Source organism: Collinsella sp. TF11-5AC (genome assembly GCF_003436775.1).
GTDB lineage: Bacteria > Actinomycetota > Coriobacteriia > Coriobacteriales > Coriobacteriaceae > Collinsella.
In genome coordinates this window covers 81,601-106,461 of record NZ_QSQO01000001.1, presented here as the reverse complement: position 1 = coordinate 106,461, position 24,861 = coordinate 81,601, and the positions used below count along the sequence as shown (strand labels likewise).

Sequence of the window (24,861 nt, the reverse complement as noted above, 5' to 3'; positions counted from 1 at the left end):
CTCTCCTTTAATGGGTAGGGTCAGCGGAATTAGTAGAGTCGGCAGGCACAATGCCAAGGATGTGCTCCAGGGTATCGAGTAGCTCATGCGGCATGGTCGACACCACATGAACCTCGGCGCCGCGACTGGTAAGGCTTGCGAGTAAATCGTCACGATGATACTCGTCAAGCGTCATGCCGTCAGCGTTGAACATGAGCTTAGGCACAAAGAGCATAACCCCCGACAGGTCTTGTGGCAGCTGCTCCAAGATGTCACACGCGACGATGAGGCCGGTCACGTCCACGTTGCCGCCAAAGTAGCGGTTCTTGATGGCCGTGACAGTGCCGGCGAGTCCCTGGGGCGACTCCACAAAGCGGGCCACCGTGTCGCGTGCGCTGGCGCCCGAGAGGCACAGCAGGTGCTGGCTGCGGGCGGCGATGGCCTCGCGGACGCGGGCCAGACGCTCGGTATCGGCGGCAAGCACGTCGTCGGTCTCGTCTAGATACGAGCGGATCATGCCGATGCCGTCGTAGTACTGCGGGTAACCGTCGTAAAAGTCCGCCTCGGGAGGATCGATGCCGGCGTCCAGATAGAACTCGTCGCTCATCTGGAAGGTGTGGCGGCCAAAGCGCTCGAAGGCACGGTCCTGGTAGGGACGGATCATGGCAATGGTCTCGCGCGCCAGCTCGGGCTTGTCGCTGTAGGACCAGCTAAAACGGTTCTGATGCTTGGTAAAGCCGAGCGGCACGATGCCCAGGCTTGTGATTTGCTCGTGCTCCTCGCAAAAGCGCAGGGTCTTTTCCAGCTCCTCGCCGTCGTTCATGCCGGGGCACAGCACAATCTGCGCGTGAATCTCGATGCCGGCGGCCATGATGGTCTCGAGTACGTCCATGCCTCGCTGAGCGTTACGGCCCATCATACGACGGCGGACGTCGGGGCTCACAGCGTGGACCGACACGTTCATGGGACTCATGTTGCGCTGGATGACGTTTTGCACGTCCTCGTCGGTGAGGTTCGTAAGCGTGACAAAGTTGCCTTGCAAAAAGCTTAGGCGATAGTCGTCGTCGCGAATATAGAGCGTGGAGCGGCCGCCCTTGGGGAGCATGGTCATAAAGCAGAACACGCAGGCGTTGACGCAGGTACGCATGCCGTCGAAGATGGGGCCATCGAACTCCAAACCCCAATCCTCGCCGGGAAAGCGGTCGAGCTCGACGGGGGTGACGGTGCCGTCGCGCGGGTCGAAAACCTCGAGCTCGACGGTATCATCGTCGGCCTCCCAGAGCCACACAATCATGTCGGTAAGCTGCTCACCGTTGACCGTGAGCACGCGCATGCCCGGCTCGATACCCACATCCCACGCGGGCGATTCGGGACGCACGTTCTTGACGAGCGCGCCCTCACCCGGCTCGGGGTCGCGGCTGCGCCCGTAATCGGCCACCTCGGCGGCGTATGCGGGTACGGTCTGGTCCATGGTTAGCGGCAAAGCTCCTTGATGCGCGTGACGGCGCGTTCGATGTGTTCTTGCGGGGTGGAGGCTCCGGCGGTGATGCCGATGTGGTGAGCGTCGGCAAACCACGCGGCCTGGAGCTCGGAAGCTTCCTCGATGTGATGCGTGCGCTCGCAGGCGTCTGCGCAAATCTGCGCCAGGCGGCGGGTGTTGCCCGAGTTCTTGCCGCCCACGATGACCATGCAGTCGCAGCGGTTGGCAAGTGTGGCTGCTGCCTGTTGACGCTCACTCGTGGCGGCGCAGATGGTGTTGATCACGCGCAGCTCCTGCACGCGCGGGGTGATAGCAGCCACGACCTCGGCGAGGTTCTGCGCAGTCTGGGTGGTTTGCACGACGAGGCCTACCTTGCCCTTGAGCGACAAGGCGGTGGCGTCGGCGGCACAGCTCACGACCTGTGCATCATTGCCGGCGTGGCCCAAGATGCCCTCAACCTCGGGATGGCCCGGCTCGCCTACGACTACCACGCGGTAGCCCTCGCGTACCAGGCGCTCGGCGGCCACATGGACCTTCTTCACGTAGGGACAGGTGGCGTCGACCACGGTAAGGCCGCGCTCGCGGGCAGCATCGATCACTTGCGGCACCACGCCGTGGGCGCGGATGATCACGGTACCGGTTGCGGCGCTATCCAGGTTCTCAGCCAGGCTAACGCCTGCCTCAGCGAGCTCGCGCACCACGATAGGGTTATGGATGAGCGGACCCAAGGTATGGACCTGATTGCACTCCCCTGCCTGCGGCGCAGCGGCCAGCGCCATATCGAGCGCACGCTGTACGCCGTAGCAAGTGCCGGCGTGGGCGGCGATCTCGATGGTAGGCGCGGTTGCGTGGTCGGACGCAGTCGCGGCGGTGTTCGTCACGTTCTCGATCATGGCTAGAACCTGCCCGGATGCTCGGCGCACAGCTCGTCACGCATGGCGTATACGCGGCTCATGGCCTCGGACTCAAACCAGGTCAGGCGCTCCGTACGCTTAAGCCCGGCCGGCGCGTCCGAAAGCGCGACGGCCTTGCCGGCACGAATCCAGCACTTCTTGGGACGCATGAGCTTTTTGCCCGCGGGCGTGATGTCGGACCAGCCGCAAATGGCGAGCGGGTTGACGGGCGCCTTGCCCATCTGAGCGATGAGCGCAAAACCGCCGTGGACCTCGGGCTTGATCTCGCGCGAGCGGATGCGCGTGCCCTCGGGGAAGATCAGGACGTCCTCGCCGCGCTGCAGCGCATGCTGGGCGGCGCGCAGGCACTTCATGTCGGCGGTGCCGCGCTCCACGGGAATGCCGCCAACGCGGCTAAAGGCCCAGCGCACAATCTTGCTCTTGGCAAATTCGGACTTAAAGATGGGACGAATGCGGCGGCCCCCAAAGAACAACGCCGTCTCCACGGCCAAGAGCTCGGCCATCGAGGTGTGGTTGCAGATGACCACGCTGCCGCGGCCTTCCTGACGCTCAAACAGCAGGTCAGCGTCCTCGACCTTCCAACGCCACATGAGCTTGGAGAAGGCCCAAAGGATGGCCATGACTACGACGACGGTGCCGTGGATGAGCGCTGGGAACTCGGCGTAGGGAGCGTTGTAATAATCCTCGGGCGTCTGCTTAAACAGGCGCATGGCCTACCTCCTTTGGTTGATGAGGTCCTCGATTATCGAGACGACCTCGTCGATGGTGTGGGCGGTGGAGTCGACGTGCACGGCGTCCTCGGCGGGCACGAGCGGCGCCACCTCGCGGCTGCTGTCGAGTTTATCGCGTTGCTTGAGGGCGTCGAGGGTCTCGTCGACCTCGGCCTCGAGCTGCTCGGTGGTGAGCGTCTGGGCGTCGTTCTGGTGGCGCTGCAGCACGCGGCGACGGGCGCGCTCGCGCGGGTCGGCAGTCAGGAAGACCTTGACCTGTGCGTTGGGGAACACGACGGTTCCGATGTCGCGACCCTCGGCGACGATATCGCGGTCCTCGGCGGCGCGGCGCTGGTGGATGAGCATGGCGGCGCGCACGCCCGGGTAGGCCGAGACCTTGGACACGTTGGCGTCGACCTGCGGGGTGCGAATGGCGGCCGATGCGTCCTTGCCGTCGATGGTCAGGCGCGTGTCCTCGCCGGTGCCGTTGGTAAAGCGGATCTCGATTTGCTCGGCGAGGGTGTCAATGGCCGCCTCGTCGTCCAGGTCGATGCCGCGGTCGAGCGCGGCGAAGGTGACGGCGCGATACATAGCGCCCGTGTCGAGCTTGTTAAAGCCCAGCTGGCGGGCGATCTCCTTGGCGATAGTGGACTTGCCGGAACCGGCGGGGCCGTCGATGGCAACGATCATGCAATGCTTCCTTTCGGTGGTTGACGTGTTGGTATGGGACGCAGGCGCTGCGGCTTGGCGGGTTGCCTAGCTCGTGTAGCGCTCGCGGTAGGTGTTGCGCTTGGGCGCGGAGCCGTGGCTGCCGTGGTGCCGCGTGCGACTCGCGGTGTTAGTCGCCGGCGCGGCGCCGCGCTTGGAGCTGGCCTGCTTGGGCGGGATTCCGCCGTCCTTGAGAATCTGCACCTCGCGGTCGGTTAGCTCGCGCCACGAGCCTTTGGCCACGTCCTTGAGCTCCAGGCCGGCAAAGTTGCAGCGGTGCAGGCGGATCACCGGATGGTGGATCTTGCTCAGCATGCGCTTGACCTGATTCTTGCGGCCCTCGCGGATGATGACCTCAACGGCGGTGGTTCCGGGCTTCACACCCTGCGGAGCCACGGCCTCGGCCTCGCGCGCGTTGATGACACGGCAGATTGCCGGCTGGCACAGGCCGTCGTCGAGCTCGATGCCGCGACGGAGTGGTTCCAAGTCGCGATCGGTCAGGTGGCCGTCCACGAGCGCCTGGTAGGTCTTGTAGACGTGTTTGCTGGGGTGCAGCAGGTCCTGCGACAGGTCGCCGTCGGTGGTAAAGAGCAAAAGGCCCGTGGTGTCGCGGTCTAGGCGACCCACCGGAAAGAGCCCCGGAAAGCGGTCGCGCGGGACCAGGTCGGCCACGCAAGGGCGCTCCTGCGGATCGCTCATGGTGGTGAGGTAGCCGGTCGGCTTGTAGAGCATCAGGTACACGGCGCCCTGGTTGAGCTTGACGGGTATGCCGTCGACCTCGATATGGTCGCGGTCCACATCGACCTTGGTGCCCAACTCGGTCGCGACCTGGCCGTTGACGGTCACGCGGCCGGCGGTCATCAGGTCCTCCGAGCCACGGCGGCTCGCCACGCCCGCGCGAGCCAAAAAGCGCTGCAGGCGCATGGTGTGCGGGTAGACGGGCTGGGCGTCGCCTGCGGGCGTTGTGGCGCCCGTGGCACTTGCGGTGCGCGTCTCCTCTGCTTCGTTAGTCCTCGTCATGCATGTCCTCCGAGGTAACACCTGCGGGCAGAAGCTCCTCGCCATCGGTGTCTTCAACATCGGTATCGAGCAGTTCGCGCTCTTCGTCCAGGTCCTCAGCCTGCTCCTCAAGCGTGGACTGAATGCTGCGACCGCTCAGGCGCTCGCGGATAAACTGGCGCGACTGTTCGTCGGGCGCAAACTGCTCCAGATCGGGCAGGTCGCGAGTGGAGCGCAGACCGAACTTTTCCAAGAAGGCGTTGGTCGTGCCGTAGATGATGGCCTGACCGCGTTCGGGGTCGCGACCGAGCTCGCGCACCAGACCCTTATCCACGAGCGACGCGATGACGCCGTCGGAGTTGACGCCGCGGATGCCCTTGACCACCTCGCGCGTGACGGGCTGGTGATAGGCGATGACGGCCAGGGTCTCGAGCGCCGCCTGCGACAGCTTTTGCGTGTCCCAGCTCAGCACATAGGCCTCGACCACATCGTGGTAGGCGGGATGCGTAAACAGGCGCCAGCCGCCGGCGACCTCGCGCAGCTGAAAGCCGCGGTTGGCTTCCTCGTACTCAACCTTGAGCTCGGCGAGCAGCGATGCGCATTCGCCAGGGGCGATATCTAGCGCACCTGCCAGCGCAGGCGCGCTCACCGGGTCGCTCGACACCAGCAGCAGCGCCTCGAGGGCGCCTTTGAGGCTGTTTACCTCCAGCGTGGAAAGGGTTGACATGGTTGCGGCTCCTATTCGGTGAGCTCGGGGCCCTCGCCGGGCACGTATGCCTCGGCGCCCTCGACGCGGTTGATTTGAATGGTTCCAAAGATCTCGTCCTGGCTCAGCGTGAGCGAGCCGCGCTTGGCGAGCTCGAGCATGGCCAGGAAGGTGACGACGAGCTGCTCGGTGGTGGCGTCGCCGTCCAACAGCTCGCGGAAGGTGCAAGTTTGGTGCGCCATGGTAAAGCGGTCGACCGAGGCTACGGTCAGATCGAGCGGCACGCGATGCGGCGCCACGTGCTCGGCCTCCAGCAGGAAGGTCTGGCGCTTGCCGTCCAGGTCGGCACAGATGACGGCGAGGCCGCGCAGGGTGATGCCGGCCAGGTAGTCGGGCATAAGGCCCAAAAACTCGGGGTCGGGGCCGGCCACACGCGGGTGCATGCGGCTTTCGGCCTGCATGCGGGCACCGAGGGCCGCAGCCGCACCCTTAAACTGCTTGTAGGCAATCAGACGCTGAATCAGGACCTCGCGCAGGGCGTCGCCGTCGAGCGCGCTGAGTTCCTCGAGGTCTTCGTCGAACTCGCCATCGTCGTCATCAATTTTACGCGGGGCCTCCTGCGGGACCAGAGAGGCGGCCTTGATGTCCAGAAGGGTTGCCGCGACCAGCAGAAAGTCGCTCGCCACGTCCAGGTCCAGCGCCTCGATGCGCTCAGCCTCGGCAAGGTACTGCTCGGCCACCTCGCTGATGGAGATAGCGCCGATATCTACTTTTTGGCGGGTTACCAGCTGCAGCAGCAGGTCGAACGGTCCGCTGTAGACCTGCGTCGACACGCGATACGACATCTTCGACCTCCTTTGACGGCGCCTTCGCGGCGCGGTTTGGGTGCATGTTGCGACCGATTTGCACGGTCGACCTGTAAGTTTACCTTAGATGCCGGCGATTGCGAAGTTGAGCAGCCACTCGGCCAGCGGATACACGGTAACGTCGAAATACCGGCCGATCACGTCGATGCCGGTCCACATGGGCAGCAGGTACAGCACCAGGATGAGGATGGGCATGGCGTATTGCTGCAGGCGGTAGTAGTTGGCGAGCGCCTTGCCTTTGAGGAACGGCACGATGATCGACGAGCCGTCGAGCGGCGGGATCGGGATGAGGTTAAAGAAGGAGAGCGACAGGTTGACCACGATAAAGGTGGCGCCGAAGTTCATGATGTGGGACGCCACGGTAAAGGACATGCTGGCGTAGAGGCTGCCGTAAGCCAGGTGCATGAGCGCTGCGGCAAGGCATGCCAGCGCGATGTTCGATGCGGGGCCGGCCGCGCTCACCAGGACCTCGTCGCGCTTGGGGTGCTTGAGGTTGTTGAGGTAGACGGGCACGGGCTTGGCAAAGGCGAACACCGGGCCGCCGGCAGCAAGCATCAGCAGCGGCAGGAGAATGGTGCCAAACGGGTCGATGTGGTTGAGCGGGTTGAGCGAAACGCGGCCGCGCGAGCGGGCCGTCTTGTCGCCGAGTGCCCAGGCCGCAGCGGCGTGCGCGCTCTCGTGGATGACGATGCCCACGATGACGGCGACGGCGCTGGCGAGCAGGTTCATGATGTAGCTGCTGGACATGGCGCTCCTCTAGCGGACGCGACGCGAGGCGCGCGTGAGCAGGTAGTCGATCACAAACAGGATCACGGCGACGATGGCGTAATCTAGGCGGAACACGCCGCCAAAAGGCGATGTGATGACGCCGTAGCCGGCGATGGCGCTCGGCAGCGCGCGCGAAAGCTCAACGACAAAGCCTACGATCTGCAGCTTGGCGGTCAGGCCGCTAAAGCACAGCAGCACGGTCATCGCGCTCATAAAGATGCCGCAGATGCGACAGGCGATGGCGATGATGCTCATCGCCACGGCAGCGGCCTTACGAGAGTTCACGCGCGGTCTCCTCTTCGATCTGGGTGGAAAGCTCCAGCCATTCGTCCTCGAGCTTGGGCAGCTCTTGCTTAAGGCCGTTATATTCCCCCAGCGCGGCGTTGAACTTGTCTTGATCGGCATAAAGCTCTTCGCTTGCCATCAATTCCATAAGCTCGTCATAGCGGGCGCGCTTTTTGTCGAGCTCCGTCTCGATCTTCTTGAGCTGGTTACGCACGCCCTTGAGCTTTTTGTTGAGCGCAGCGCGGGCTTGGGCCTCGGCGCGCTTTTGCTCCTTGGTCTTTTTGCCCTCGGCAGGCTTGGGGGCGGCGACGGGGGTGTCGGCCTGGGCGGCGCTGGCCTTGGTGGACTTGGTCGTGGCCGGCGCGCTCTCCGTGGACGCCTCGGCGGCGGCGCGGGCTGCGAGGTCCTCGCGCTTGTAGAGGTAGTAGTCGTAGTCGCCGTCGTAGACCGTGACTTGGCCGTCGCGGATGTCGATGACGCGGTTGGCCACGGCGCGTACCAGGTGCTCGTCGTGGCTGATCAGCACGATGGTACCGGGGAAGTTTTGCAGGGCGTTCTCGAGCATGTCCACCGAGTCGATGTCCAGGTGGTTGGTGGGCTCGTCCAGGCACAGGAGCGCCTCGGGGGCCACGAGCATCTTTGCCAGGGCTAGACGCGCCTTTTCACCGCCGGAGAGGACGCGTACCTGCTTTTCGATTGCGTCGTTGTCGCTAAACAGGAAGGCACCCAGCAGGCTGCGCTGCTGCGGCACGGTCCACTTGGGCGTGACGGTGTCGATCTCTTGCAGGACGGTGTTGGACTCGGTCATGCCCTCGAGCGCGTGCTGGGCATAGTAGGCGACGCCGACGTTGGTGCCCAGATCGCGGGTGCCGGTGGTGGGCGGCTCCAGGCCGGCGAGGATCTTCATGAGCGTGGACTTGCCGGCGCCGTTGGGGCCGACGAGCGCCACGTGCTCGCCGCGGTAGAGCTTGAGGTCGATATCGCTGTAGATGTGCTTGTCGCCGTAGGACTTGGACACGCCCTCAAGGCCGACGACCATGTCGCCGGAGCGCGGCGGGTCGGGGAACTTAAAGTCGATGTGCTTGTGGCCCTCGGGCAGGATGACGAGCTCCTTTTTGATCTGCTCGATCTTGCGGATGCGCTCCTGCGCCTGGGCGGCCTTGGTGGGCTTATAGCGGAACTTGTCTACGAAGACCTGCATGTGGGCGATGTCGCGCTCCTGGGCGGCACGCTTTGCGCGCATCTGCTCCAGGTTGTCCTCGCGCTGCTTGAGGTAGCTGCTGTAGTTGCCGGTGTAGGTGGTTACGCGGCGGTTCTCGAGCGCGGCGACGTGGTCGACGCAGGCGTCCATAAACGCGCGGTCGTGGCTGACGATGAGCACAGCGCCGTCATAGTTGGCGATAAAGCCGCGCAGCCACTGGACGCTCTCGAGGTCCAGGTGGTTGGTGGGCTCGTCCAGAAGCAGCAGGTCGGGGTGACGCAGGAAGAGCTTGGCAAGCGCGATGCGCATCTGCCAGCCGCCCGAGAACTCGGAGCACGGGCGCTCAAAGTCGGTGACCTTAAAGCCCAGGCCGGACAGGATCTTGCGGGCGTTGCTCTCGAGTTCGTAGCCGCCCAGGTGCTCAAAGCGGTCCTGGACCTGGCCGTACTCGTTAAGGAGCGCGTCGACGTCCTTGCCCTGCTCGGAGAGCTCGGTGATTTGGGCCTGCAGTTCGTTGGCGCGCTCGCCCATGCGGCGGATTTCCTTGGCGGCGGCCATGACCTCGGCAAGGATGGTGGTGTCCTTGTGCTCTAGGTTGGTTTCCTGCTCTAGGTAGCCCACCTGGCAGTCTTTGGCATACTGGACCTGGCCGGCGTCGGGGCTGTCGATGCCCATGATGATTTTGAGCATGGTGGTTTTGCCGGCGCCGTTGGGCCCAACGAGCGCAAAGCGCTCGCCGGGGTTGATCTGGAAGGACGCGCCGCTAAAGAGGACGCGCGCGCCGAAGCTTTTTTCGATCTTGTCGACCAGGAGGATCATGGTGCCGCCTTTGACCTTGTGTGCCTATATGAAAAAAGGCCCCAACTTGCGTTGGAGCCTCATTCAATGCTCGGGTGGAGACGAGGGGGATCGAACCCCTGACCTCTTGACTGCCAGTCAAGCGCTCTCCCAGCTGAGCTACGCCCCCGTGCGAAGAAGTACTATACGGGAACTCGGACCACGATGCAAGGACATTTTTGGAAAAATTTTCGCGAGTGTCGGCGCGCACGGGATCGCGCCAGCCCGCGGGGCGCCTGGCCCCCGCACAGCCCGTACGCCGGCCGACTTGGCGCGTGGAACACGACGCGCCCCGTTCAACAGGGTTTTCCGTGCGCCGCCAGTCCCATTATCGGGTCCGATTGCGAAGCGCCCCTCCCCAGCGCCTCAGAACCATGCCGGTTTACTACGATAAATCAGGAATGTCCAACCACGCACGCCTTTTCGTGCAACCGGAGGGCTACCTACCTGCGGTTTTGCAAACGGAGAACACACGGTGCTCGGGGGTCGCCGATTCGTCGTAGTAAACCGGCATGGTTTTGAAATGGCATCAGGTTGATTTCACGCAAAAGTGTGTTGGAGCCCTGAATTAAAGGCCTTAAATTTTTTAGATCGCGTCTTTTCTGCGACGCGCCTAGAATTGCTGTTGATTAGCATCGGGCTTGATCTTGCGTTGTGCGACTTGCTCGTGCATGGTAGTATTTCACGTCGTGAAGCGAAGAAATTAGGTCTGAGTTGCCTTTGTTAGAATTGCATTCACTGTTCATAAGGGCTCTTGGCGCAACGGTTAGCGCAGGGGACTCATAATCCCTGGGTTCTGGGTTCGAATCCCGGAGGGCCCACCAGAGAGTTTTAAGGCCGGGCGTTACGCCTGGCCTCTTTGTTATTGGTGCTGCGGACTAGCTTTGCCATCCACAGACGTAAAGTTATTAACATTCATATTCATGATTAACAATGGATATGTAGCCAAGATGCTGCCCAGCCAACAGATGTGTAAATCGATTAATATGAAAATAGGCCCCAACTTGCGTTGGAGCCTCATTCAATGCTCGGGTGGAGACGAGGGGGATCGAACCCCTGACCTCTTGACTGCCAGTCAAGCGCTCTCCCAGCTGAGCTACGCCCCCGTGCGAAGAAGTACTATACGGGAACTTCGACGGCGATGCAAGGACAATTTTGAACAATTTTGCGGCGCGTGGAACGGGTGTGGGGCCGAAAGGACCCACGATGCCCGATCCATCCTGTCGTTTCAAAAACAGACCGGTTTACTACGCTAATTCCCGGATTTCCGACCTCTCGCTTACTTTCGCATAACGGGCAGGTGATCTACCTGCGGTTTTACGAGCGGCGAATTCGGTGTGCTCAGCCACCCTCAATCCAACGTAGTAAACCGGCATGGTTTTAAAGTGGCACTTAATTACTAACAGAATATAAAGTATTAAAATTGCTCACATTGAAATTATTACTTACCAATACCAAGCCAATTGCACAGAACGTTGGCTCGCAATCTGGTCTCAGCGCATCTCATCGCCTCGGTTTTTGGTTTGTAGCGCAACTCCAATCGCTCACACACACTGTGAATGATGGCATCAAGCTGATCGTGATCATTGAGCATGTCATGGGTTACAAGAAATACGTCGTATCCCATGCTTTGTAATGCTGTCATTCGTGCGGCATCGTGGTCCAGCACGGCGCCTGAACCATGGATAACCTCTCCCTGAAGTTCGATAATCACAGCTTTCATTATTATTGGGTTTACGATGACGATATCGCCGTAACAGATTTTCTGACCTGCGATTTTTCGAGCTGAATTCGACAGCGGTGTTAAGTCGTTGACGTATATGTTTTTAAACTCCGCTCCGCCAGTACGCCTCGGAAGACTTAGCAACATGATTCCAGCAACTTCTAGCGGGGATGCCGCAATACCCATTACCTGCCGTGCGGCTTCGTAGAATTGTTTTCCCCACATCTCGCCCTTAACCTTCGCTGCAAATTTGTGCAGTTCTTCTATTTCAATAAGAGGCTTTCTCATCCAGAGCGATGTGCCTTTTCCGTTTGCTTTATTTCCGGATCCGTCATTCTGCTGCCCACTTTGATCATTCTCGCTGTCCTTCTGGCTCGCCCGAGCATAGACTCGCTTCCATGGGGCCTCGTCTTGGGTTTCATCTAGTTCAAAAAGACTTTCTGTGGTGTACTGCTCTTCTTCTGATTTTGCTTGCTCAAGTGCCATGTCGACCGCGGGCGATGGTTTAAAAACCGAAAACCATCCGCAGAGCTCGTACATGGCCAGAACCAGGTCGCATGAAGAAACGCTTCGAGTCATGGTGAATAGCGTATGAAGAGGGTCTGTGACGCTAAAGCCCATGCCCGTGTCGATCGAGACCTTCTCCGTATAGGCGCTGTTCCATCGGATGGTCCGTCTTGTCTCGGAATGTAGGTTGCTTCGAGTTGATGCTGCTGTGATGACTGGGGTCTTGAGGACGTCGGTTACGAAAGGGGCTTGGGATAGAGCTCGCCAGCCTTCTTCGGAGTTGGGTAGGCGCGGGTAGAGGTCGCGCACCTGCGGTGGGCAGCGCCAATAGCGGAATGCGGTGTTTGCGCAGACGATTTCGTCCATTTGCGCCTCCCCTGGTATCGGCCGTAGACCGTGCGGTTGTGGTCGTGGACGATTATCTACCGGGGCATCATGCGGGTAAGTACCGGAAGCTGACCAAACGCTGACCAAAAGCTTGACGCAATCCGTTGAAAAGCCGCCATAGGCATGAACGCGCTGGTACAAGCTGTGAGCCAGCGGTCTCTGTCTCCACAATTGCACATAGATTACGCAGGGAATTCAATGAATGAACGCAGACGCATTTTGCAAAACGCGCAATGACGACACCTAAGGTGAACTGCGTAACATATAACGCCTTAGGTAACTTCGCTTCAATTTTGGTGTCAAAAAGAAAAAGGTCAGAGGCTTAACACCTCTGACCTGTGCTTTAGATGGTGGGCGATACAAGATTCGAACTTGTGACCCCATCCGTGTGAAGGATATGCTCTACCCCTGAGCCAATCGCCCGTCGCCTTTCGGCAAAAGAGATACTAACATAGCCGCGCGCGGTTTACCAAGAACTTTTTGCCCTCGATTTTAAATTCGTGGGTGCTAGCCAAGCCAAAACAACCAAGGCAATCGGCAAAACCGCAGTTAAGCCACCCTTTATCGCTTAATCCACGAGGTCTCGGGACGGCAGATAAGTCGAGCATTGTTATAGGCCATGTCGAGCGTGAGGCAGGTGCGCGCGGCGTAGAAGCCGTCCTCGCGCTGGATGGTCAGCGCCAGTTCGGGCTTGTCGCCGGTTAGGCACAGCGGCAGCAGCAGTTGGATCCGACCGCCGTAGAACTGCGGCACGGCGAGCGTGTAATTGGCGGCGGCGCGGCGGGCGGCCTCGACGACGGCTCCCTCAAAGGCGCGGCGCAGCAGCAGCGAGTTGCCCTCCCCCATCAGGCTGGCGGGAATACGCGGGAGGTTCTCCTCGTCGCCCAGAATGTGGTCGATGTTGGAACGGATGGGCAGGCGGTAGTCAAAGACCAGCTCGGAGGGGTCCTCGGCAAAGCGCACGCGGCACGGCAGGTATTCAAACGAGACCAGCATGGGATCGCTTTCCTTAAAGAAACCCTTCAAAAACCAGCGCTGGCGCGCATCGGGCTTGGTGTTGGGCTCAAACAGACCGTAGATGGTCTCGTAACGGCGCGTGTACAGGCCTGTGTTGAATAGGCAGCGATCGTCGTCGAACACCAACGGCAGGTTGGACGGCGCGGTCTGGTCCACGTCGCGCTCGGTCAGGAACACCGCGCGACTAAACGAGAACAACAGGTAGTTTTTGAGGATGCGGTTACTGGGACCCCAGTCCTCGGGATCGGTGAGGTCGACTAGGCGGTCGTAGCAGGGCTCGGGGCAAAACGCAAAGTCGTATACATTGCTGCACAGGTGTTGGGGATCTCCATGTGGCGTCCAATCAATTTCATTGCTGTTGTGCGGATGCTTAGATTCTATACGCGCGACGGGTCGCCGGCACGCACAACGCAATTGCGCCTTAGCTCTTTGACGAGCTTGTCGCGGGAGCGGCTTCTGGAAACGAGACCCTGGATCCAAGCGTAGTACTGGTTTCGTTAGAGCGATACCCGTTATCAGGCGCGTTCGACCGCCACCTTTGCTCCTGGCTCTCCGGCAGAGTAGATATCTCTTGGTATTAGAGGCGCCTCCAATCAATGCGACTGAAGGCGCCTTCTCCGCGAGCATTGTTTTGATTGCGTTGGTCGTGCTCTGCGACCAAGATCTTCCCGGTAGGCTTTCTTTTGATTCCGTTGGTCGCGCCTTACGACCAAAATCAAAGTCAAGCATACAAATGAATGGGAAGAGCTGCAAGGCATACCCAGAAGTCACACGGTCGCGCTCGTCAGCCCTCGGGCTATGCCAGGAAGCGGGATAGTGCCAATATCCGTCGTTGTCAAAAATGGCGAGGTACGTACCTCGCCGATCTGGCACCTCCAAGACGACTGTCTCTTCGGTGAATGAATTTTCTCACATTTCAGGGGCATTTAGAGCCGCATTGATAAGGTCGGCGGAGTTGTCGAAACGGCCTGGTTCTTCACTGGCAAAGAACGCATCCCCTTCGCGGATGGCCTGTAGGCTTTCGGCGTTAGGCTCTTTGGGCGGATAGGGCTGTATGGTTGCATCCGTAAACTCATCGTTTCGTTTATGTTGAGACATAAAGGCGTACCTCTTCCCGTTCGATGTTTTTGCGGAAAGCCGGGCGCATGTGCTCTGGAGGGTTGGTGACGATATCAACCTATCGTCTAAGTTCCTTCTCGAGCTCATGGGAGAGTTCGTACAGCGTGCCGAACGTCATGGTGTTGCCGCAGACTAGGCGCAAGTCAATATCGCTATCAGGCGTTTGCTCGCCTCGGGCAAAGAAGCCAAATAAATATGCTTTGCTGACGTCGTATTGAGCAAGCACGCGGGAGGCGGCGGTGGATATGTCGGTAGGCGAAATCATGGGTTATTTGCTGTTCAACAGTAGAACGTCAGGGGCCAGCGCCGAAACCGCCGATCCGGCTTTTTGCCGTTCTGCTAGCTCGAAGATAAACGGAGCGTTTGATCTAACGAACTCGGTCAAAAAATCCAGATCGTCAGTAGAAAAACATTCGACATTGAACCAATTAACCGCAGGCAAGAAGCATTCCGCATGGTCAAAGCCAAGGTCAACCGGACGCTCGACGGCTACGCGAACGGTCCCGTCATCCCTAGCATAAGCAGAGTTCATTAATCCGCCCCGCTGTCCAAGATAAACTCTCCCGTCTCCAGGTCTACGAAGTCCGCGAGCTTTATCTTTCCGGAGAAGCCGCTCCCCTTGTACTTTCCCGCATAGGTCTCAGAGTCGAACTTGAACGAAATGTTATACAGCTTGCCGCTCTTTGTCCTCCTGACTAGCCCGTTTTCCAGCATGTAGCTCAGTACCCTCTTATGGCTTTCTCTATCGTTACCGTTTAGGTAAAAGCAGCAGACACCTTGTTTCGAGCCCGCCGCGATGAGCGTTTCGGGATTCGAGTATTTGGCCTCTACGACGACGCCATCAAGAACTGCGGTTCCGACAATGTCGTCCATGAGGGCGGTTTTGAATGGAGAGAAGAAGAACATCCATTTGCCGCATTGGACGGGATCTATGTCGTGGATTCGTTCCTTATTGATAAACCAGATCCACGAGAACGATTTGACCCTGGCAATCGAGCCGGATTCGTTAAGAAGCGTTTCTTCGACGGACGGCGTTAATTCCTTGTTGTTGCCTGTGTTATTTGAGTTTGCCATATCATTTATCCTAACATTCGCCGTTAATAAAGCTCCTCGCCAGCAGTTTCGAGCGCTTGTATCGCTGCGCGTTTTAGCTCATTGAGACTTTCGTAGCCGCTTCCCGACAGCGGGATTATTCGTATGTTGAATGAGTCACCGTACTTGTAGTCGGCATACACATCGCAATTTCCCCTACCGAGAAACTGTATGGCCGCCCGATCAATTGCCTTTGTTCTTTGGCCTACGTAGTACAGATCCTTGGTTGCATTATGGACAATGAAGATGCCAGTAATTTCGCCTTGCTGTGTCAGGGCCTTTCGCTGAGCCATAAACTCTTCGGCGCTTGCGACGATTTGTGGATCATCTTCTAGGAGGGATTGGCGTAGTTTAAGAAGTGCTTCTTGCTGCTTCGAAGCGATCAAGATAATTAGGAGACCGTCCAAAAACAAGAATAAGCCGAAAAATATCAAGGGGAAAGACGGCACTCGATTTACGCCAACGCTGAGCAGCCAAGCTATAAATGGGCTGCCAAGGGTAAAAATAAGCCCGCTAACGCAAATGACCTTTCCTGCCTGAATTTGCCTTCTTGGAGGGGCCAAAGCGACGGTTTTAATTTGATAGTAGTTTCCCATGGTTGGTCTCCAGTGATGTAGGCAATTGGGTCCAAATGAAGCTTTATAAACGGCAGCATTTGGATTGCAATTATCTTATCGCTCTGGCGGATGGGGTGTAGGGCTCAACATCGGTAACAGATCGAGAGGCAGTCGAGCTAAACAAAATAGTGCCGTCGCAGCGATAGCTGATACGGCACCAATCTCTAAGAAGATGATTTAGTAGAAGGCTATAGACTTCTGCAATAGCTGCATTTACCACCCCCTGGTCTCGCTTAAACGGGGCCCTAGCAGCGATATGCGGCAGCCAAGAGCGCTGTCCCCAGAAGGAAAAGCGCCACAGAGGCGACGACCCAGTTGCTGTCGCCGGTCTTGGGGAGTGCCGCAGTTGCCGCGGTGGCAGCTTTGGGCTTGGGGACTTTGGCGACCGTGGTCTTGGTTACTGTCGTTGTTATCTTGGTTGTCGCGGCCGCTGGTTTCAGCGCCGGATTTGCCGTGGGTCCTGTGGTGGGCTCTCCGGCAGCGGGGTTAGCATCGGCGGGAGACTTGTCCGCGCTATCGCTCGGTACCTCGTTCCTGTCGGTCTCCCCCGCCGGGGGCGTGGTGACATCGGGCTCAACCACCACATGCTGTGCCACGGCCCCTACGGCATCCACCACGCCACTAGCACCAAAGGCCCCACCAGCAGGCGTCACAAAGCGCGCGGACACAAGCGACCCGCCCGTACACGCAACGCCGCCATCGGCACTGACCGCATCAAGCCACGAGGCATCGACGGAAAGCCGACAGCCGGCCGTACCAACGCCAAGGCCCGCATCCTGCAGATACACGCCGTAGGCGCGCACGCCCGCTCCGGTCCCGGCGCCCGCGGCAACGACGCGCCCGCCGCCGCGCACGGCTATGTCGCCTGCGATCACGCCGGCGACCGCCTCGTCCGTAATATCGGCCCCGTCCGCCCGGGCATCGACAGTGCAGCCGTCCACCACGAGTGCCTGCGATACGTGGATCCCGCACTGCGAGCCCGTCGCCATCAGGGTCCCTGAGCCGCGAAGCGTCAGGTTGCCCCACACCTCCATGCCGCACAGCGTGATGTCTGCATCGGGCGCATGCGACTCCGTCACGGAGTTTTGCCCGGCAAGCGTCAGCACCAGGTCGCCCTCGGCGCCGATGGCCTCGCCCGCGTAGCCGTTAAGCTCCAGGTGGTCGGCATCGGTCCAGGCCCAGCCTGGGCCTGACACGCCCGGCTCGTAGTACGTCGCGCCCGCGATGATGAGGCTCTCCGCGCCCGCGGCATAAGAAGGCCCGCCCAGCAAAACGCATAGGCAGGCCATGGCAGCGATCGCAATGTGATGACGGCTGGCGTGGGACTCGGCAGCAAACATACCCGCTCCGATCTTCGAAGGAGCCAATAGAATGTGCACCAGAAAATGCGCTGGTAGCAGCAAGTATTAGTCTAGCGAGATCAATGCGGGGGCAAAGAAAAATCGCGTGGGCAATGTTCACAATTAGGTGTAAATCGTTTTGCCAATCGGTGAAAGGAAGAATCACGCCCTCCTGGCATTTCGCCTCCAACGCGCGAGGAACCTACCGGCTTCTTCAGCAGAGACCTCGTTCCTAGCATCATCTTCATTCGCAACACAGAAAGCTGCCGCAACCAGCTGGCAGTCTTCCGGCAACTCGAAAAAGCTGCCGTCTGCGCGCGCCGCAGTAAGAAGACCGTCGATCTTTGCGAGCTCGACCACCTCTGCGACACCAGTCTTATCGAATAAGAAGCTCGTTACTTCGCCGCTGTCCAGCGATGTGTAGCGACCCGTCCCGAACGAAAGAAAAGACGCGCACCCCGCCCCGTCAGCATTGGCAACCCTTTCGCATAAGCCATAAATTCATTGGGTTTACGCTTCTTGAGCAAGATCAGCGCATAATGATACTCATCGTCTAGGAACAGGTTTCTCGCGGCGGCGTCCTCGCCTACCTTGGCGCAAACGGCATCAGAAAGCTCGAAAATACTGCCTTCGGGCAAAAGCGTCTTGCAATCGCTATTTTCCGTGGCATTCATGCTGTCCAGCTGATATATCAAGAAAGGCACGAGCGGATAGATTACTCTCCCCTCGCTCTCGTCCACCGACGCTCGCAGAATCTCGCCAGACTTAGCAGGCCCCAACCGTTTGAACAGCAACTCGATGAGTCTGATGAGTTCCAGGTCGGCGCTAGTCGAGGCCAAAGGGGCGTAGCTCTTTTCCTCGCTCAGACCCAAGGCCAAAAGGCACGCCCTAGTGACGACCTCGGCACGGTCTTCCTCCAATGTCGATACACGGGCCCTCATAGCCGATACAAAGTCGATCATGCTTCCCGCTTCGGCGTGCCTTTGCAGGTCTTCGAGCAATACTCCGCCCTCGCTCACATTTAACGCATCCTGCACCTCATGAATATCGATTCCGTCCGGCATGTTCGAATGGAAGTATTGATCGAAGGAATCGGCCCGCCAGATAGCGTTCAAGCTCTCCCTCGAGTAAGAGACGCAATGACTCATGCCAGTTTTATTTGCCACCCGCGGGAAAAGCCTGCAGACGGCCTCGACCGCCCACTTGGCTTCAGATCTCGGGACTATCCTAGAAATCAGCTCCTCCAAATTGGCGAGGTTGTCTTTTGGATCCATGTTATTCATATATAATGACGATCCGATTGTGCCGCAAAGGAGGTCCTTGTGCACGCGAATCCAATCAACGAGTTTTGGCACCTTGAGTTCCAGTACCGCCAAGGCGACGACGTCCTCGAAGCAGCAGAATCGCGGCAGGATGCTCAACTTCGCCTTTAACGCGTTCGTGAACCGTCGAACCTCCCTTATGGTGAAGAACCGATTGTTCAGAAACGTCAGGCGGACGCCGTTCCACCTCTTGTCGTCGAGGTCCTCCAGCCTGTATGCAAACGACTTGAAAATCGCATTGATGTCCTTGAGAAGCACCCGCTCCAAATCGCCCGATGAAATGGACGGCAGGTGCACAGGGACTTGGACCACCTTCTCCAGATATTCGGCGCCATCGCAATTCTGGACTTCACTCAAAGCCCGCGTAACCACCTCCTCATCGAATGAAAGAAGGTAGTTTATCTTCGGAAGCTTCGCCAGGGAGGCGACGAGCTGAAACACCATACGCACCTGATCGTTCGGCAGCCGATCAATGTCGTCGATGATCACTACGACCCGCCCATCGAACTTGAGGAGCTCCTCCTCAAGTCTCTGTTTCTTCGAAGAGACGCCTCCCGCCCTTTCTGCGGATTTCCTCAACCTGCTCGCCAAACGTTTGCCGAAGGCAGGCACAGCAACGCCTGCAAGCGGCGCGCCCGCCAAACTGGCAGCGGCACCGGCGGTAATCAACAAGGCTTCAGAATATGCCGCGAAAGCATTGAGCACCTCGGGGCGCTTACCGCACAGCTTGCCGAATAACTTGCCGAATAGCGTGCGCCGCCCATGTACATCTTTATCAAGCGCACTCCCGACTTCCTTAAGAAACTGAGCGAGCAGCTGCTCGGACGTGAGGTAATTCCAGGGCTCAAAACGGACGACAGAGACGCCCGCCTTGCCGTCATCGTCTTTTCGGGAGAGCGCATTTTCAACGAGGTTTATAACCGAAGTCTTGCCTGATTCCCAAGGCCCATACAAACCAATGACAAGGGACTCGGGACCAGCTGCGGATTTCAGAATATCTGCCAGCCTCTCAGCGAAAGGGGTCCTTCCGATAAGATCTTGCTCCCCCGCCTTGATTGGTGTATCCGTGGCAAGAGATAGGTTGGATTTATCCAAGGCCACTACCTCCCTTATGTAAAATTGGATTGGAGAAATTGTAGAGGGAACACCTCTCGCGACCACCTCACTTACCATCGCCGCGAGGCGCGGTCTTTGCAAGGGGGCGCTAGGATACCGCCGAATCTACTGCAAGCACAAACACAGCAACCTCGTCACCGGCGAGAAGCGGGCGCTCACCATCATGAGCAAGTCGCTATTTCTAAGCTCCTTCATGCCCGCACTCTTCATCTATCTCATTCCAAGCTCGCCACAGCCTGTAAAAAGTTTTCCTTTGCTAATTCCATGTTGGGTATTGGGATTCCGTGGTAATTATTTGCGGAAAGTGCAGTTTTCGGGGCTCCAAAAACCTTGCGACATCAGTCTATTTCAGGTCGCTCTTTTTGAATGAAGTGGATAGCATCATGAGCAGAACGTCGTTCACTAACCTGCCTCGGAAATTGCAAAGCGCGGTAAATGCGGTTTTGCTAAGGAGCCTCATCTCCTCATCGTCGATTCGGCCCTTTTCCGGCGGACAGTGGACGATAAGGCCGCATCGAGAACTCTTCCCGTTGATAATCTGCCTAAAGCCATCTTTGTCTAAATATCCGTAGACCACTATCAGCAGGAGCGCATCCTTTACCTTAGATATATGTTTGTCCGAAACGCGCTGTATGTTCTTCCTCTTGATCAGTCCAGAGTCGGAAAGGTCCTCTTCAAGGTCGCAGTAGTCCTCGTCACTCGCAACAATCATTATCTTCTTGCCGTACAGCGCAAGGCCGAAGCGCCACGCGGCTTTACCGAGACGCGAGAAGGCTCCGATAGCGAATGCGGAGAGCGACAGGAATCCGAAGAATTCGAGGAAGATAGATATGGTTTCTTTGACAGAAAGGATGCCAGAGATTACGTTGCTGATATCCATCGATGACCACCTACTCAACATTGATGAAGAATGGTTTGCTCCAACGGACGCAATATCCCCTTCGAATTACAAAACATTGAACATAGTGTTTTCCTGTATACGCTGTCTCCTCGCGACGGGAGGTCTTTTCTATGTTTGGGATCTCGAAACCGCCCCTGCAGCAAACCCTCATAGCTTCATCGCCGGTATTCGTGACCTGCCACATTACCTTGCCATCTTTTAGCGGCCCACAGTTCACTCTATACACGATAGTGGAGCCCTTCGGTATGGCCGCGCCGTCGTTTTCGAGTGCTCGTATTTCTCCTGAAGGCAATTTGACCGTTGCCGTAATTGTTGCATTTGGCTTACGAGCCTGCATGGGGAAGCCTAACGGCTGCCTGTGCTGAACAGACAATGCGCGCTGTTGGCTTATTGACTTATCTGATACCGTGGTTCCGTACGTAGAGCCTCCCGAAGGGAAGTTGTTTCCAAATATTTGCTTCCAAACGCTGTTGCCGGTTCCCTCGTCCGCAAGAAGCGAGAGGTGCTCGTTGAGTTTGTCCACGAACTGGGCGAAATCGTTATAGCAGTACTTTCCGGCAAGGTTGTTTCCCTCTATGGCTGGATCCTCAATGAAGGGCACCTGGTACGAGTCGAGTTCATCGGCGTATGCAACTGCAAGGTTTGCCATTACCTGCATGACGCAATCCTCGATCGACAACCCTGCTTCAGGGAGGTTGTCGGCGATCATCTTCTCAAGAGTGATGCCCTTTGGGAACTTCACCAAACTTGGGCAGTTCTCCCTTCTCCACCACTTCATTATCTTCACTAGAGGTTTGTAATCCCCGTTGAACTCTTTGTTAATCTCAGTCGACCAAGTGAGATGCTCTTTGGGATTCGTCTGCCTCCATTCGCCATCGGCTTTGGAACCGATGTAGAGAAGACCGTTTTCATCTTTGACCAAGGGGACGACATCAAGATGGAAGTTCGCCATGTCAATGCCGATGGAATGCGTTTGCATTTTGACGCTCTTGTAGCACTCGCGCTCACGTATCGCATCCTCGAGCTCGAGCAAAACGCAAAACGGGGATTCGTTGATGGAGTGGTTTGTCTCAACGATGATGTCAATATCGCAGCTGTCAGAATCTTTCTTCGGTCGTATGAAGGTCTGCTTGGCGTATGAACCAGAGAGATATGTGTCCTTGCATACAGCCCCATAGGTCTCACTTGCCTTGAGATGGTCCCTGAGATTACGGTGAAGTCGACTCGCTTCATCAATGGTGCTCTTGCTGGGATTGATATCCTTCAAGAATGATTCAAAGTCTGCGCTATTGGCCATATAACCGCCTTTTCAAACAGATGTTCTAGTGTCTGACATTATAGCAACCCTACCTCAAAAAATGCGGGTTTTAGAGTCATTGCTAGGCACAAGATGGACCTACGAGCGAAACATAGAAGAAGCGGCGCTGCTAATGGTAGCGCCGCATGCATTATCAAAGAAGAATCGTTATCGATCGTCTCGGGGACTCTTCGTTCAAAACCAGAGCGTGTCGATTACCATTCATCGAAGTCCATCCACTCCACAGGCAGCATCAGACCGTATAATCGACGGGCGTTTTGAATCGAATCCTGCACAAATGACCGTCACTCTTCCGCACCCAACTGCGTCCGTAGCGATCGGTGAAAGCCACCTCGCAGCCGAAGGTCTTATGCATCGAGCAATCGAGATACCCGATGCGCCTCACGGTTTTACCCGGAGCAACGGACGAGAGTAGAACTCTGCAGCCACACCCCTCGACGTCCCTCCCGTCTTGAGGCCCGGCACCTTGGACGAGCGCGGCAGTGAGGATAACTTGGTAAACGACGTCGTTGCTATTGTTCATCACTTCTAGTCCGAACTGCGGCCCGAAATCAACCCTGCACCTGCCAACCGTGGCCGTCTCCCCCTCGGGCATCCTGACCACACGGGCACAGATGGCCGACGCCTGGCTCCGCGCGGCTGCCCGGCGGCCCCGTACCAGCGAGACAATCCACTGGAGGAGTGTGAGCGCCAAAGATAGGAAAGCAACAACCGTGCCGAAATCGATTTGACCATTGAAGCTAATTATAACGCCATCCGGGTTCATTTGGTTAACCCATCCGCCAGTGCCGCCGCCTCAAGGAGAGGCTTCAAGTCGTCGGGCTCCACTTGGCGAACGGCTCGCTTCTCCCGTCGCACATCCCGCATTCTGGCCGTAGGCCTCTCGTGAATCCATGGGTAAAAGAGCACGCGGTAGCGCTCGTAAAACCCTTCTCCAGGCATATCATCATCGGAGCGCACGATATCACAGTCTCCTTCCTCTACAGATTCCGCCTTATGGAGACCCTACACCAACAATCGCGACACTACCTTCGCCATCGGCTCGCCGGCGTCCAAGCGCCACATCCAATCAATCTCGCCCCGCCGCGAAAAGCAGGAAGCCGACCCGAAGGACGGCTCCCCAGTGTCCCGTGCGGCGGAGGATGACCGCACGGCTATGTTCCTAGACGTGTCGCCATGCCGAGGGCCGCCCCGGAGGACGGCCCTCGGCATGGCGTTCGGGCTACAGCCCGATGAGCCCCCTGAGTCCAGGGTGGGAGAGCGCCATCATCGCAGCCATGATGGCCACGAGGACGACGTCTGCGGCGATCAGACAGTTCCTCGGCCATTTTCCCAGCTCGACATTCCGATGGTTGAAGGACATCTTCCAGATGAAGACCAGCAGGATGCAGACCGTGTTGATGAGCACGAAGCCCACGAGCGCGGCGAGGAGCACGATGGCGCGTATGCCGCCGTCGATGCCGAGCGCGCCCATCGCGGAGGTCGAGAACCCGACGCCGCCGTTGAAGGCGAGCACGACCGCCGCGAACACGCCGAGGATCGCGATGTACTCCATCCTCGTCTTGTCGAGGCGCTCGTCGAACTCCCTTTCCAGCTCTGCGCGTTTCTGGTCCGCCTCGTCCCTTTCCGCTTTCACTTCGGCGATTGCCGCTTTGAATGTGCGCATGGCCTGCTGCTGTTCGATGTCGTGGCTCAGCCTCGTCTTTTCCAGGTCGATGTGGTCGGCGAGTTTGAGGACACTTTTCGCCTGGTCACAAAATCCATGTTTCGTCAGGTTGTCATGGATGATGCGAATGTTCTCGGCGAGGCAGTTGACCGAATAGGGGACCCCTTCGTCCAAGTCCCCAGGGGACTGCCCGAGTGCATTGAATACCAGGTCGCAGATGTCGGCATATCTATGGCGATAGGGCTCGCTCCCCCCCATATAGCTTTACGAAGAAGTTCGAGGCTCGGCGGATGTCATCCTGGGAGAGCACCGCAGCATCATCCGTGCTGGCGAGGGATTCGAGCATGTCGCGGAGAGCCTTGCGTTTCTCTGCGTCGTCGCTGCCTGCGTTTATTGGGGGAACTTTCAGGGGTGGCTTCGAAAGAGTCCCAATCTTGCTGGTGAGCAGAGAGAGGGCCCTTTCGAAGTTTTCGGCCGCCTTTGCGTAGTCTTGCTCGGTCACTCAGAGACCTCGCTAGCGCACTGCATGATCAATTCATTTGGGATGATTCCCTTGTGTAGGCGCTTCTGGTTGTAGATGACGTCCCACGGAGACCCCTCGGCGTGTGAGATCCTGACGAGCTCCCATGGGGATTTCTCGGCGAGCATGTCCACCCCCGCATCCAGAAACGGGCGGATGGAATCATTTATCTCGGTGTCGAACTCGCGTTTTATCGGGAAGCCGCCGCAGTCAGAGAACTTAACGTAGACATCTCTGATGACCGGGCCGTAGGGCCATGCCTCAAACTGGTCGGCGAATAGCAGCTCGCCGGTCTCGCTCGCGTGTATGACTTGCAGGAAGTAAAGAATCTTCTGGAGCTGAAGATTGCTGATTGGCGTGTCGTGGCGATATCGCCTGCTGACGGCGTACTCGGCGATTTCCATCGCACAGTACTCTGTCCCGATTTGGACTTTCATCTGTTTCCTCCTTTCCCAAATCATACCAGTGATGTGCTTCCCATCTGCGCTTATCGTGATAAAAGCATCTCAGCTCGCCCGGACAAAAAACGGACGGTCCCTCCAGCGGGGGTTCCGGTCTCGGACGCGCCCCCTAGTCCTCCACGGCCCCAGCACTAGGACGAACGGCACGTGCAGCAGGAACGCCATGAGCACGAGCGCCGTGACCGCAATGCCCAACGCCCATTTCACGTCTTCGCCAATCACTTCATCTCCTTCCGCTCGAACCTGCAGAAGCGCGCACATGCGCCCAAGGTCGCTACCGTGTATCTCGCGATCACCACATC

25 protein-coding genes and 4 tRNA genes are annotated in these 24,861 nt (G+C 58.2%); 1 reads left to right on the top strand and 28 read right to left on the bottom strand.

Annotation, left to right across the window (positions count from 1 at the left end; translation table 11 throughout):
- Positions 1–7: 7 nt before the first annotated feature.
- The 11 genes from DXD16_RS00505 to DXD16_RS00455 all read right to left on the bottom strand — a co-directional run bounded on the left by DXD16_RS00505 (position 8) and on the right by DXD16_RS00455 (position 9,583).
- On the bottom strand, positions 8–1,450 hold the full coding sequence (locus tag DXD16_RS00505; RefSeq protein WP_117654758.1) for a DUF512 domain-containing protein: 1,443 nt from the start codon (positions 1,448–1,450) through the stop codon (positions 8–10).
- 2 nt (positions 1,451–1,452) lie between these two features.
- Positions 1,453–2,352, bottom strand: coding sequence for a 4-hydroxy-3-methylbut-2-enyl diphosphate reductase (locus DXD16_RS00500; protein WP_117654757.1), 900 nt, complete (start codon positions 2,350–2,352; stop codon positions 1,453–1,455).
- Positions 2,353–2,354: 2 nt separating this feature from the next.
- Positions 2,355–3,083: a lysophospholipid acyltransferase family protein gene (locus DXD16_RS00495; RefSeq protein WP_117654756.1), complete on the bottom strand. Its 729-nt coding sequence runs from the start codon at positions 3,081–3,083 to the stop codon at positions 2,355–2,357.
- A gap of 3 nt (positions 3,084–3,086) precedes the next feature.
- Positions 3,087–3,773, bottom strand: coding sequence for a (d)CMP kinase (cmk, locus tag DXD16_RS00490; RefSeq protein ID WP_117654755.1), 687 nt, complete (start codon positions 3,771–3,773; stop codon positions 3,087–3,089).
- Between the two features lie 66 nt (positions 3,774–3,839).
- Entirely contained in the window at positions 3,840–4,811 is a 972-nt protein-coding gene (locus tag DXD16_RS00485) for a pseudouridine synthase (RefSeq protein WP_117654754.1), read from the bottom strand.
- Positions 4,798–5,517 (bottom strand): SMC-Scp complex subunit ScpB, encoded by a 720-nt coding sequence (scpB, locus tag DXD16_RS00480; RefSeq protein ID WP_117654753.1) that lies wholly within the window; start codon positions 5,515–5,517, stop codon positions 4,798–4,800. The genes DXD16_RS00485 and scpB overlap by 14 nt, the downstream gene beginning before the upstream one ends.
- An 11-nt stretch (positions 5,518–5,528) precedes the next feature.
- On the bottom strand, positions 5,529–6,341 hold the full coding sequence (locus tag DXD16_RS00475; protein ID WP_117654752.1) for a ScpA family protein: 813 nt from the start codon (positions 6,339–6,341) through the stop codon (positions 5,529–5,531).
- An 84-nt stretch (positions 6,342–6,425) separates the two neighbouring features.
- Positions 6,426–7,109 (bottom strand): site-2 protease family protein, encoded by a 684-nt coding sequence (locus DXD16_RS00470; protein WP_117654751.1) that lies wholly within the window; start codon positions 7,107–7,109, stop codon positions 6,426–6,428.
- Positions 7,110–7,118: 9 nt separating this feature from the next.
- Positions 7,119–7,415 (bottom strand): hypothetical protein, encoded by a 297-nt coding sequence (locus DXD16_RS00465; RefSeq protein WP_168170409.1) that lies wholly within the window; start codon positions 7,413–7,415, stop codon positions 7,119–7,121.
- The gene (locus tag DXD16_RS00460) at positions 7,402–9,435 is read right to left on the bottom strand and encodes an ABC-F family ATP-binding cassette domain-containing protein (RefSeq protein ID WP_117654750.1); all 2,034 of its coding nucleotides are present in this window, start codon (positions 9,433–9,435) and stop codon (positions 7,402–7,404) included. Before DXD16_RS00460 ends, DXD16_RS00465 begins: the two co-directional genes overlap by 14 nt.
- A 75-nt stretch (positions 9,436–9,510) precedes the next feature.
- A tRNA-Ala gene (locus DXD16_RS00455) sits at positions 9,511–9,583 on the bottom strand.
- 618 nt (positions 9,584–10,201) lie between these two features.
- Between DXD16_RS00455 and DXD16_RS00450 the strand changes: the two genes are divergently transcribed.
- Positions 10,202–10,277 (top strand) — tRNA-Ile (locus tag DXD16_RS00450).
- A gap of 209 nt (positions 10,278–10,486) precedes the next feature.
- Here the strand turns inward: DXD16_RS00450 and DXD16_RS00445 are convergent.
- From DXD16_RS00445 to DXD16_RS10335, 17 genes are all read right to left on the bottom strand, one after another.
- Positions 10,487–10,559 (bottom strand) — tRNA-Ala (locus tag DXD16_RS00445).
- Between the two features lie 335 nt (positions 10,560–10,894).
- Entirely contained in the window at positions 10,895–12,049 is a 1,155-nt protein-coding gene (locus DXD16_RS00440; RefSeq protein WP_117654749.1) for a hypothetical protein, read from the bottom strand.
- A gap of 369 nt (positions 12,050–12,418) precedes the next feature.
- A tRNA-Val gene (locus tag DXD16_RS00435) sits at positions 12,419–12,493 on the bottom strand.
- Positions 12,494–12,631: 138 nt separating this feature from the next.
- On the bottom strand, positions 12,632–13,501 hold the full coding sequence (locus DXD16_RS00430; RefSeq protein ID WP_158551478.1) for a DUF3825 domain-containing protein: 870 nt from the start codon (positions 13,499–13,501) through the stop codon (positions 12,632–12,634).
- A 495-nt stretch (positions 13,502–13,996) separates the two neighbouring features.
- The gene (locus tag DXD16_RS00425) at positions 13,997–14,185 is read right to left on the bottom strand and encodes a hypothetical protein (protein ID WP_118449418.1); all 189 of its coding nucleotides are present in this window, start codon (positions 14,183–14,185) and stop codon (positions 13,997–13,999) included.
- Positions 14,186–14,264: 79 nt separating this feature from the next.
- Positions 14,265–14,471, bottom strand: a complete 207-nt coding sequence (locus DXD16_RS00420) for a nucleotidyltransferase family protein (protein ID WP_117654746.1) — start codon at positions 14,469–14,471, stop codon at positions 14,265–14,267.
- A gap of 3 nt (positions 14,472–14,474) precedes the next feature.
- Positions 14,475–14,738 (bottom strand): hypothetical protein, encoded by a 264-nt coding sequence (locus tag DXD16_RS00415; protein WP_117654745.1) that lies wholly within the window; start codon positions 14,736–14,738, stop codon positions 14,475–14,477.
- A complete protein-coding gene (locus DXD16_RS00410; RefSeq protein ID WP_117654744.1) occupies positions 14,738–15,280 on the bottom strand; it encodes a hypothetical protein in 543 nt (180 codons plus the stop codon). Before DXD16_RS00410 ends, DXD16_RS00415 begins: the two co-directional genes overlap by 1 nt.
- Before the next feature lie 23 nt (positions 15,281–15,303).
- Positions 15,304–15,894: a hypothetical protein gene (locus DXD16_RS00405; protein ID WP_117654743.1), complete on the bottom strand. Its 591-nt coding sequence runs from the start codon at positions 15,892–15,894 to the stop codon at positions 15,304–15,306.
- A 266-nt stretch (positions 15,895–16,160) separates the two neighbouring features.
- The gene (locus tag DXD16_RS00400) at positions 16,161–17,255 is read right to left on the bottom strand and encodes a hypothetical protein (protein WP_117654742.1); all 1,095 of its coding nucleotides are present in this window, start codon (positions 17,253–17,255) and stop codon (positions 16,161–16,163) included.
- A 395-nt stretch (positions 17,256–17,650) separates the two neighbouring features.
- Positions 17,651–19,672 carry a P-loop NTPase fold protein gene (locus DXD16_RS00390; RefSeq protein WP_158551476.1) on the bottom strand — a complete coding sequence of 674 codons (2,022 nt, stop codon included), beginning with the start codon at positions 19,670–19,672 and terminating at the stop codon, positions 17,651–17,653.
- Between the two features lie 364 nt (positions 19,673–20,036).
- Entirely contained in the window at positions 20,037–20,573 is a 537-nt protein-coding gene (locus DXD16_RS00385; protein ID WP_117654739.1) for a hypothetical protein, read from the bottom strand.
- A gap of 10 nt (positions 20,574–20,583) precedes the next feature.
- Entirely contained in the window at positions 20,584–21,891 is a 1,308-nt protein-coding gene (locus tag DXD16_RS00380) for a nucleotidyltransferase (RefSeq protein ID WP_117654738.1), read from the bottom strand.
- Positions 21,892–23,134: 1,243 nt separating this feature from the next.
- A complete protein-coding gene (locus DXD16_RS00365) occupies positions 23,135–23,752 on the bottom strand; it encodes a hypothetical protein (protein ID WP_147326436.1) in 618 nt (205 codons plus the stop codon).
- Positions 23,753–23,807: 55 nt separating this feature from the next.
- Complete coding sequence (locus DXD16_RS00360; protein ID WP_117654734.1) at positions 23,808–24,080, bottom strand: hypothetical protein; 273 nt, start codon at positions 24,078–24,080, stop codon at positions 23,808–23,810.
- A complete protein-coding gene (locus DXD16_RS00355) occupies positions 24,077–24,535 on the bottom strand; it encodes a Panacea domain-containing protein (protein WP_158551258.1) in 459 nt (152 codons plus the stop codon). The genes DXD16_RS00360 and DXD16_RS00355 overlap by 4 nt, the downstream gene beginning before the upstream one ends.
- A gap of 69 nt (positions 24,536–24,604) precedes the next feature.
- Positions 24,605–24,781, bottom strand: a complete 177-nt coding sequence (locus DXD16_RS10335; RefSeq protein ID WP_199408030.1) for a hypothetical protein — start codon at positions 24,779–24,781, stop codon at positions 24,605–24,607.
- Between the last annotated feature and the right edge of the window lie 80 nt (positions 24,782–24,861).

Bases quoted from the DNA above. Each gene is read 5' to 3' on its own strand.
- DXD16_RS00420 (WP_117654746.1), bottom strand. From the start codon at position 14,471: ATGATTTCGCCTACCGACATATCCACCGCCGCCTCCCGCGTGCTTGCT.
- DXD16_RS00440 (WP_117654749.1), bottom strand. From the start codon at position 12,049: ATGGACGAAATCGTCTGCGCAAACACCGCATTCCGCTATTGGCGCTGC.
- DXD16_RS00475 (WP_117654752.1), bottom strand. From the start codon at position 6,341: ATGTCGTATCGCGTGTCGACGCAGGTCTACAGCGGACCGTTCGACCTG.
- DXD16_RS00425 (WP_118449418.1), bottom strand. From the start codon at position 14,185: ATGTCTCAACATAAACGAAACGATGAGTTTACGGATGCAACCATACAG.
- DXD16_RS00410 (WP_117654744.1), bottom strand. From the start codon at position 15,280: ATGGCAAACTCAAATAACACAGGCAACAACAAGGAATTAACGCCGTCC.
- DXD16_RS00380 (WP_117654738.1), bottom strand. From the start codon at position 21,891: ATGGCCAATAGCGCAGACTTTGAATCATTCTTGAAGGATATCAATCCC.
- DXD16_RS00460 (WP_117654750.1), bottom strand. From the start codon at position 9,435: ATGATCCTCCTGGTCGACAAGATCGAAAAAAGCTTCGGCGCGCGCGTC.
- DXD16_RS00505 (WP_117654758.1), bottom strand. From the start codon at position 1,450: ATGGACCAGACCGTACCCGCATACGCCGCCGAGGTGGCCGATTACGGG.
- cmk (WP_117654755.1), bottom strand. From the start codon at position 3,773: ATGATCGTTGCCATCGACGGCCCCGCCGGTTCCGGCAAGTCCACTATC.
- DXD16_RS00355 (WP_158551258.1), bottom strand. From the start codon at position 24,535: ATGAAAGTCCAAATCGGGACAGAGTACTGTGCGATGGAAATCGCCGAG.
- DXD16_RS00415 (WP_117654745.1), bottom strand. From the start codon at position 14,738: ATGAACTCTGCTTATGCTAGGGATGACGGGACCGTTCGCGTAGCCGTC.
- DXD16_RS00400 (WP_117654742.1), bottom strand. From the start codon at position 17,255: ATGTTTGCTGCCGAGTCCCACGCCAGCCGTCATCACATTGCGATCGCT.
- DXD16_RS00385 (WP_117654739.1), bottom strand. From the start codon at position 20,573: ATGGATATCAGCAACGTAATCTCTGGCATCCTTTCTGTCAAAGAAACC.
- DXD16_RS00495 (WP_117654756.1), bottom strand. From the start codon at position 3,083: ATGCGCCTGTTTAAGCAGACGCCCGAGGATTATTACAACGCTCCCTAC.
- DXD16_RS00470 (WP_117654751.1), bottom strand. From the start codon at position 7,109: ATGTCCAGCAGCTACATCATGAACCTGCTCGCCAGCGCCGTCGCCGTC.
- DXD16_RS00485 (WP_117654754.1), bottom strand. From the start codon at position 4,811: ATGACGAGGACTAACGAAGCAGAGGAGACGCGCACCGCAAGTGCCACG.
- DXD16_RS00405 (WP_117654743.1), bottom strand. From the start codon at position 15,894: ATGGGAAACTACTATCAAATTAAAACCGTCGCTTTGGCCCCTCCAAGA.
- scpB (WP_117654753.1), bottom strand. From the start codon at position 5,517: ATGTCAACCCTTTCCACGCTGGAGGTAAACAGCCTCAAAGGCGCCCTC.
- DXD16_RS00500 (WP_117654757.1), bottom strand. From the start codon at position 2,352: ATGATCGAGAACGTGACGAACACCGCCGCGACTGCGTCCGACCACGCA.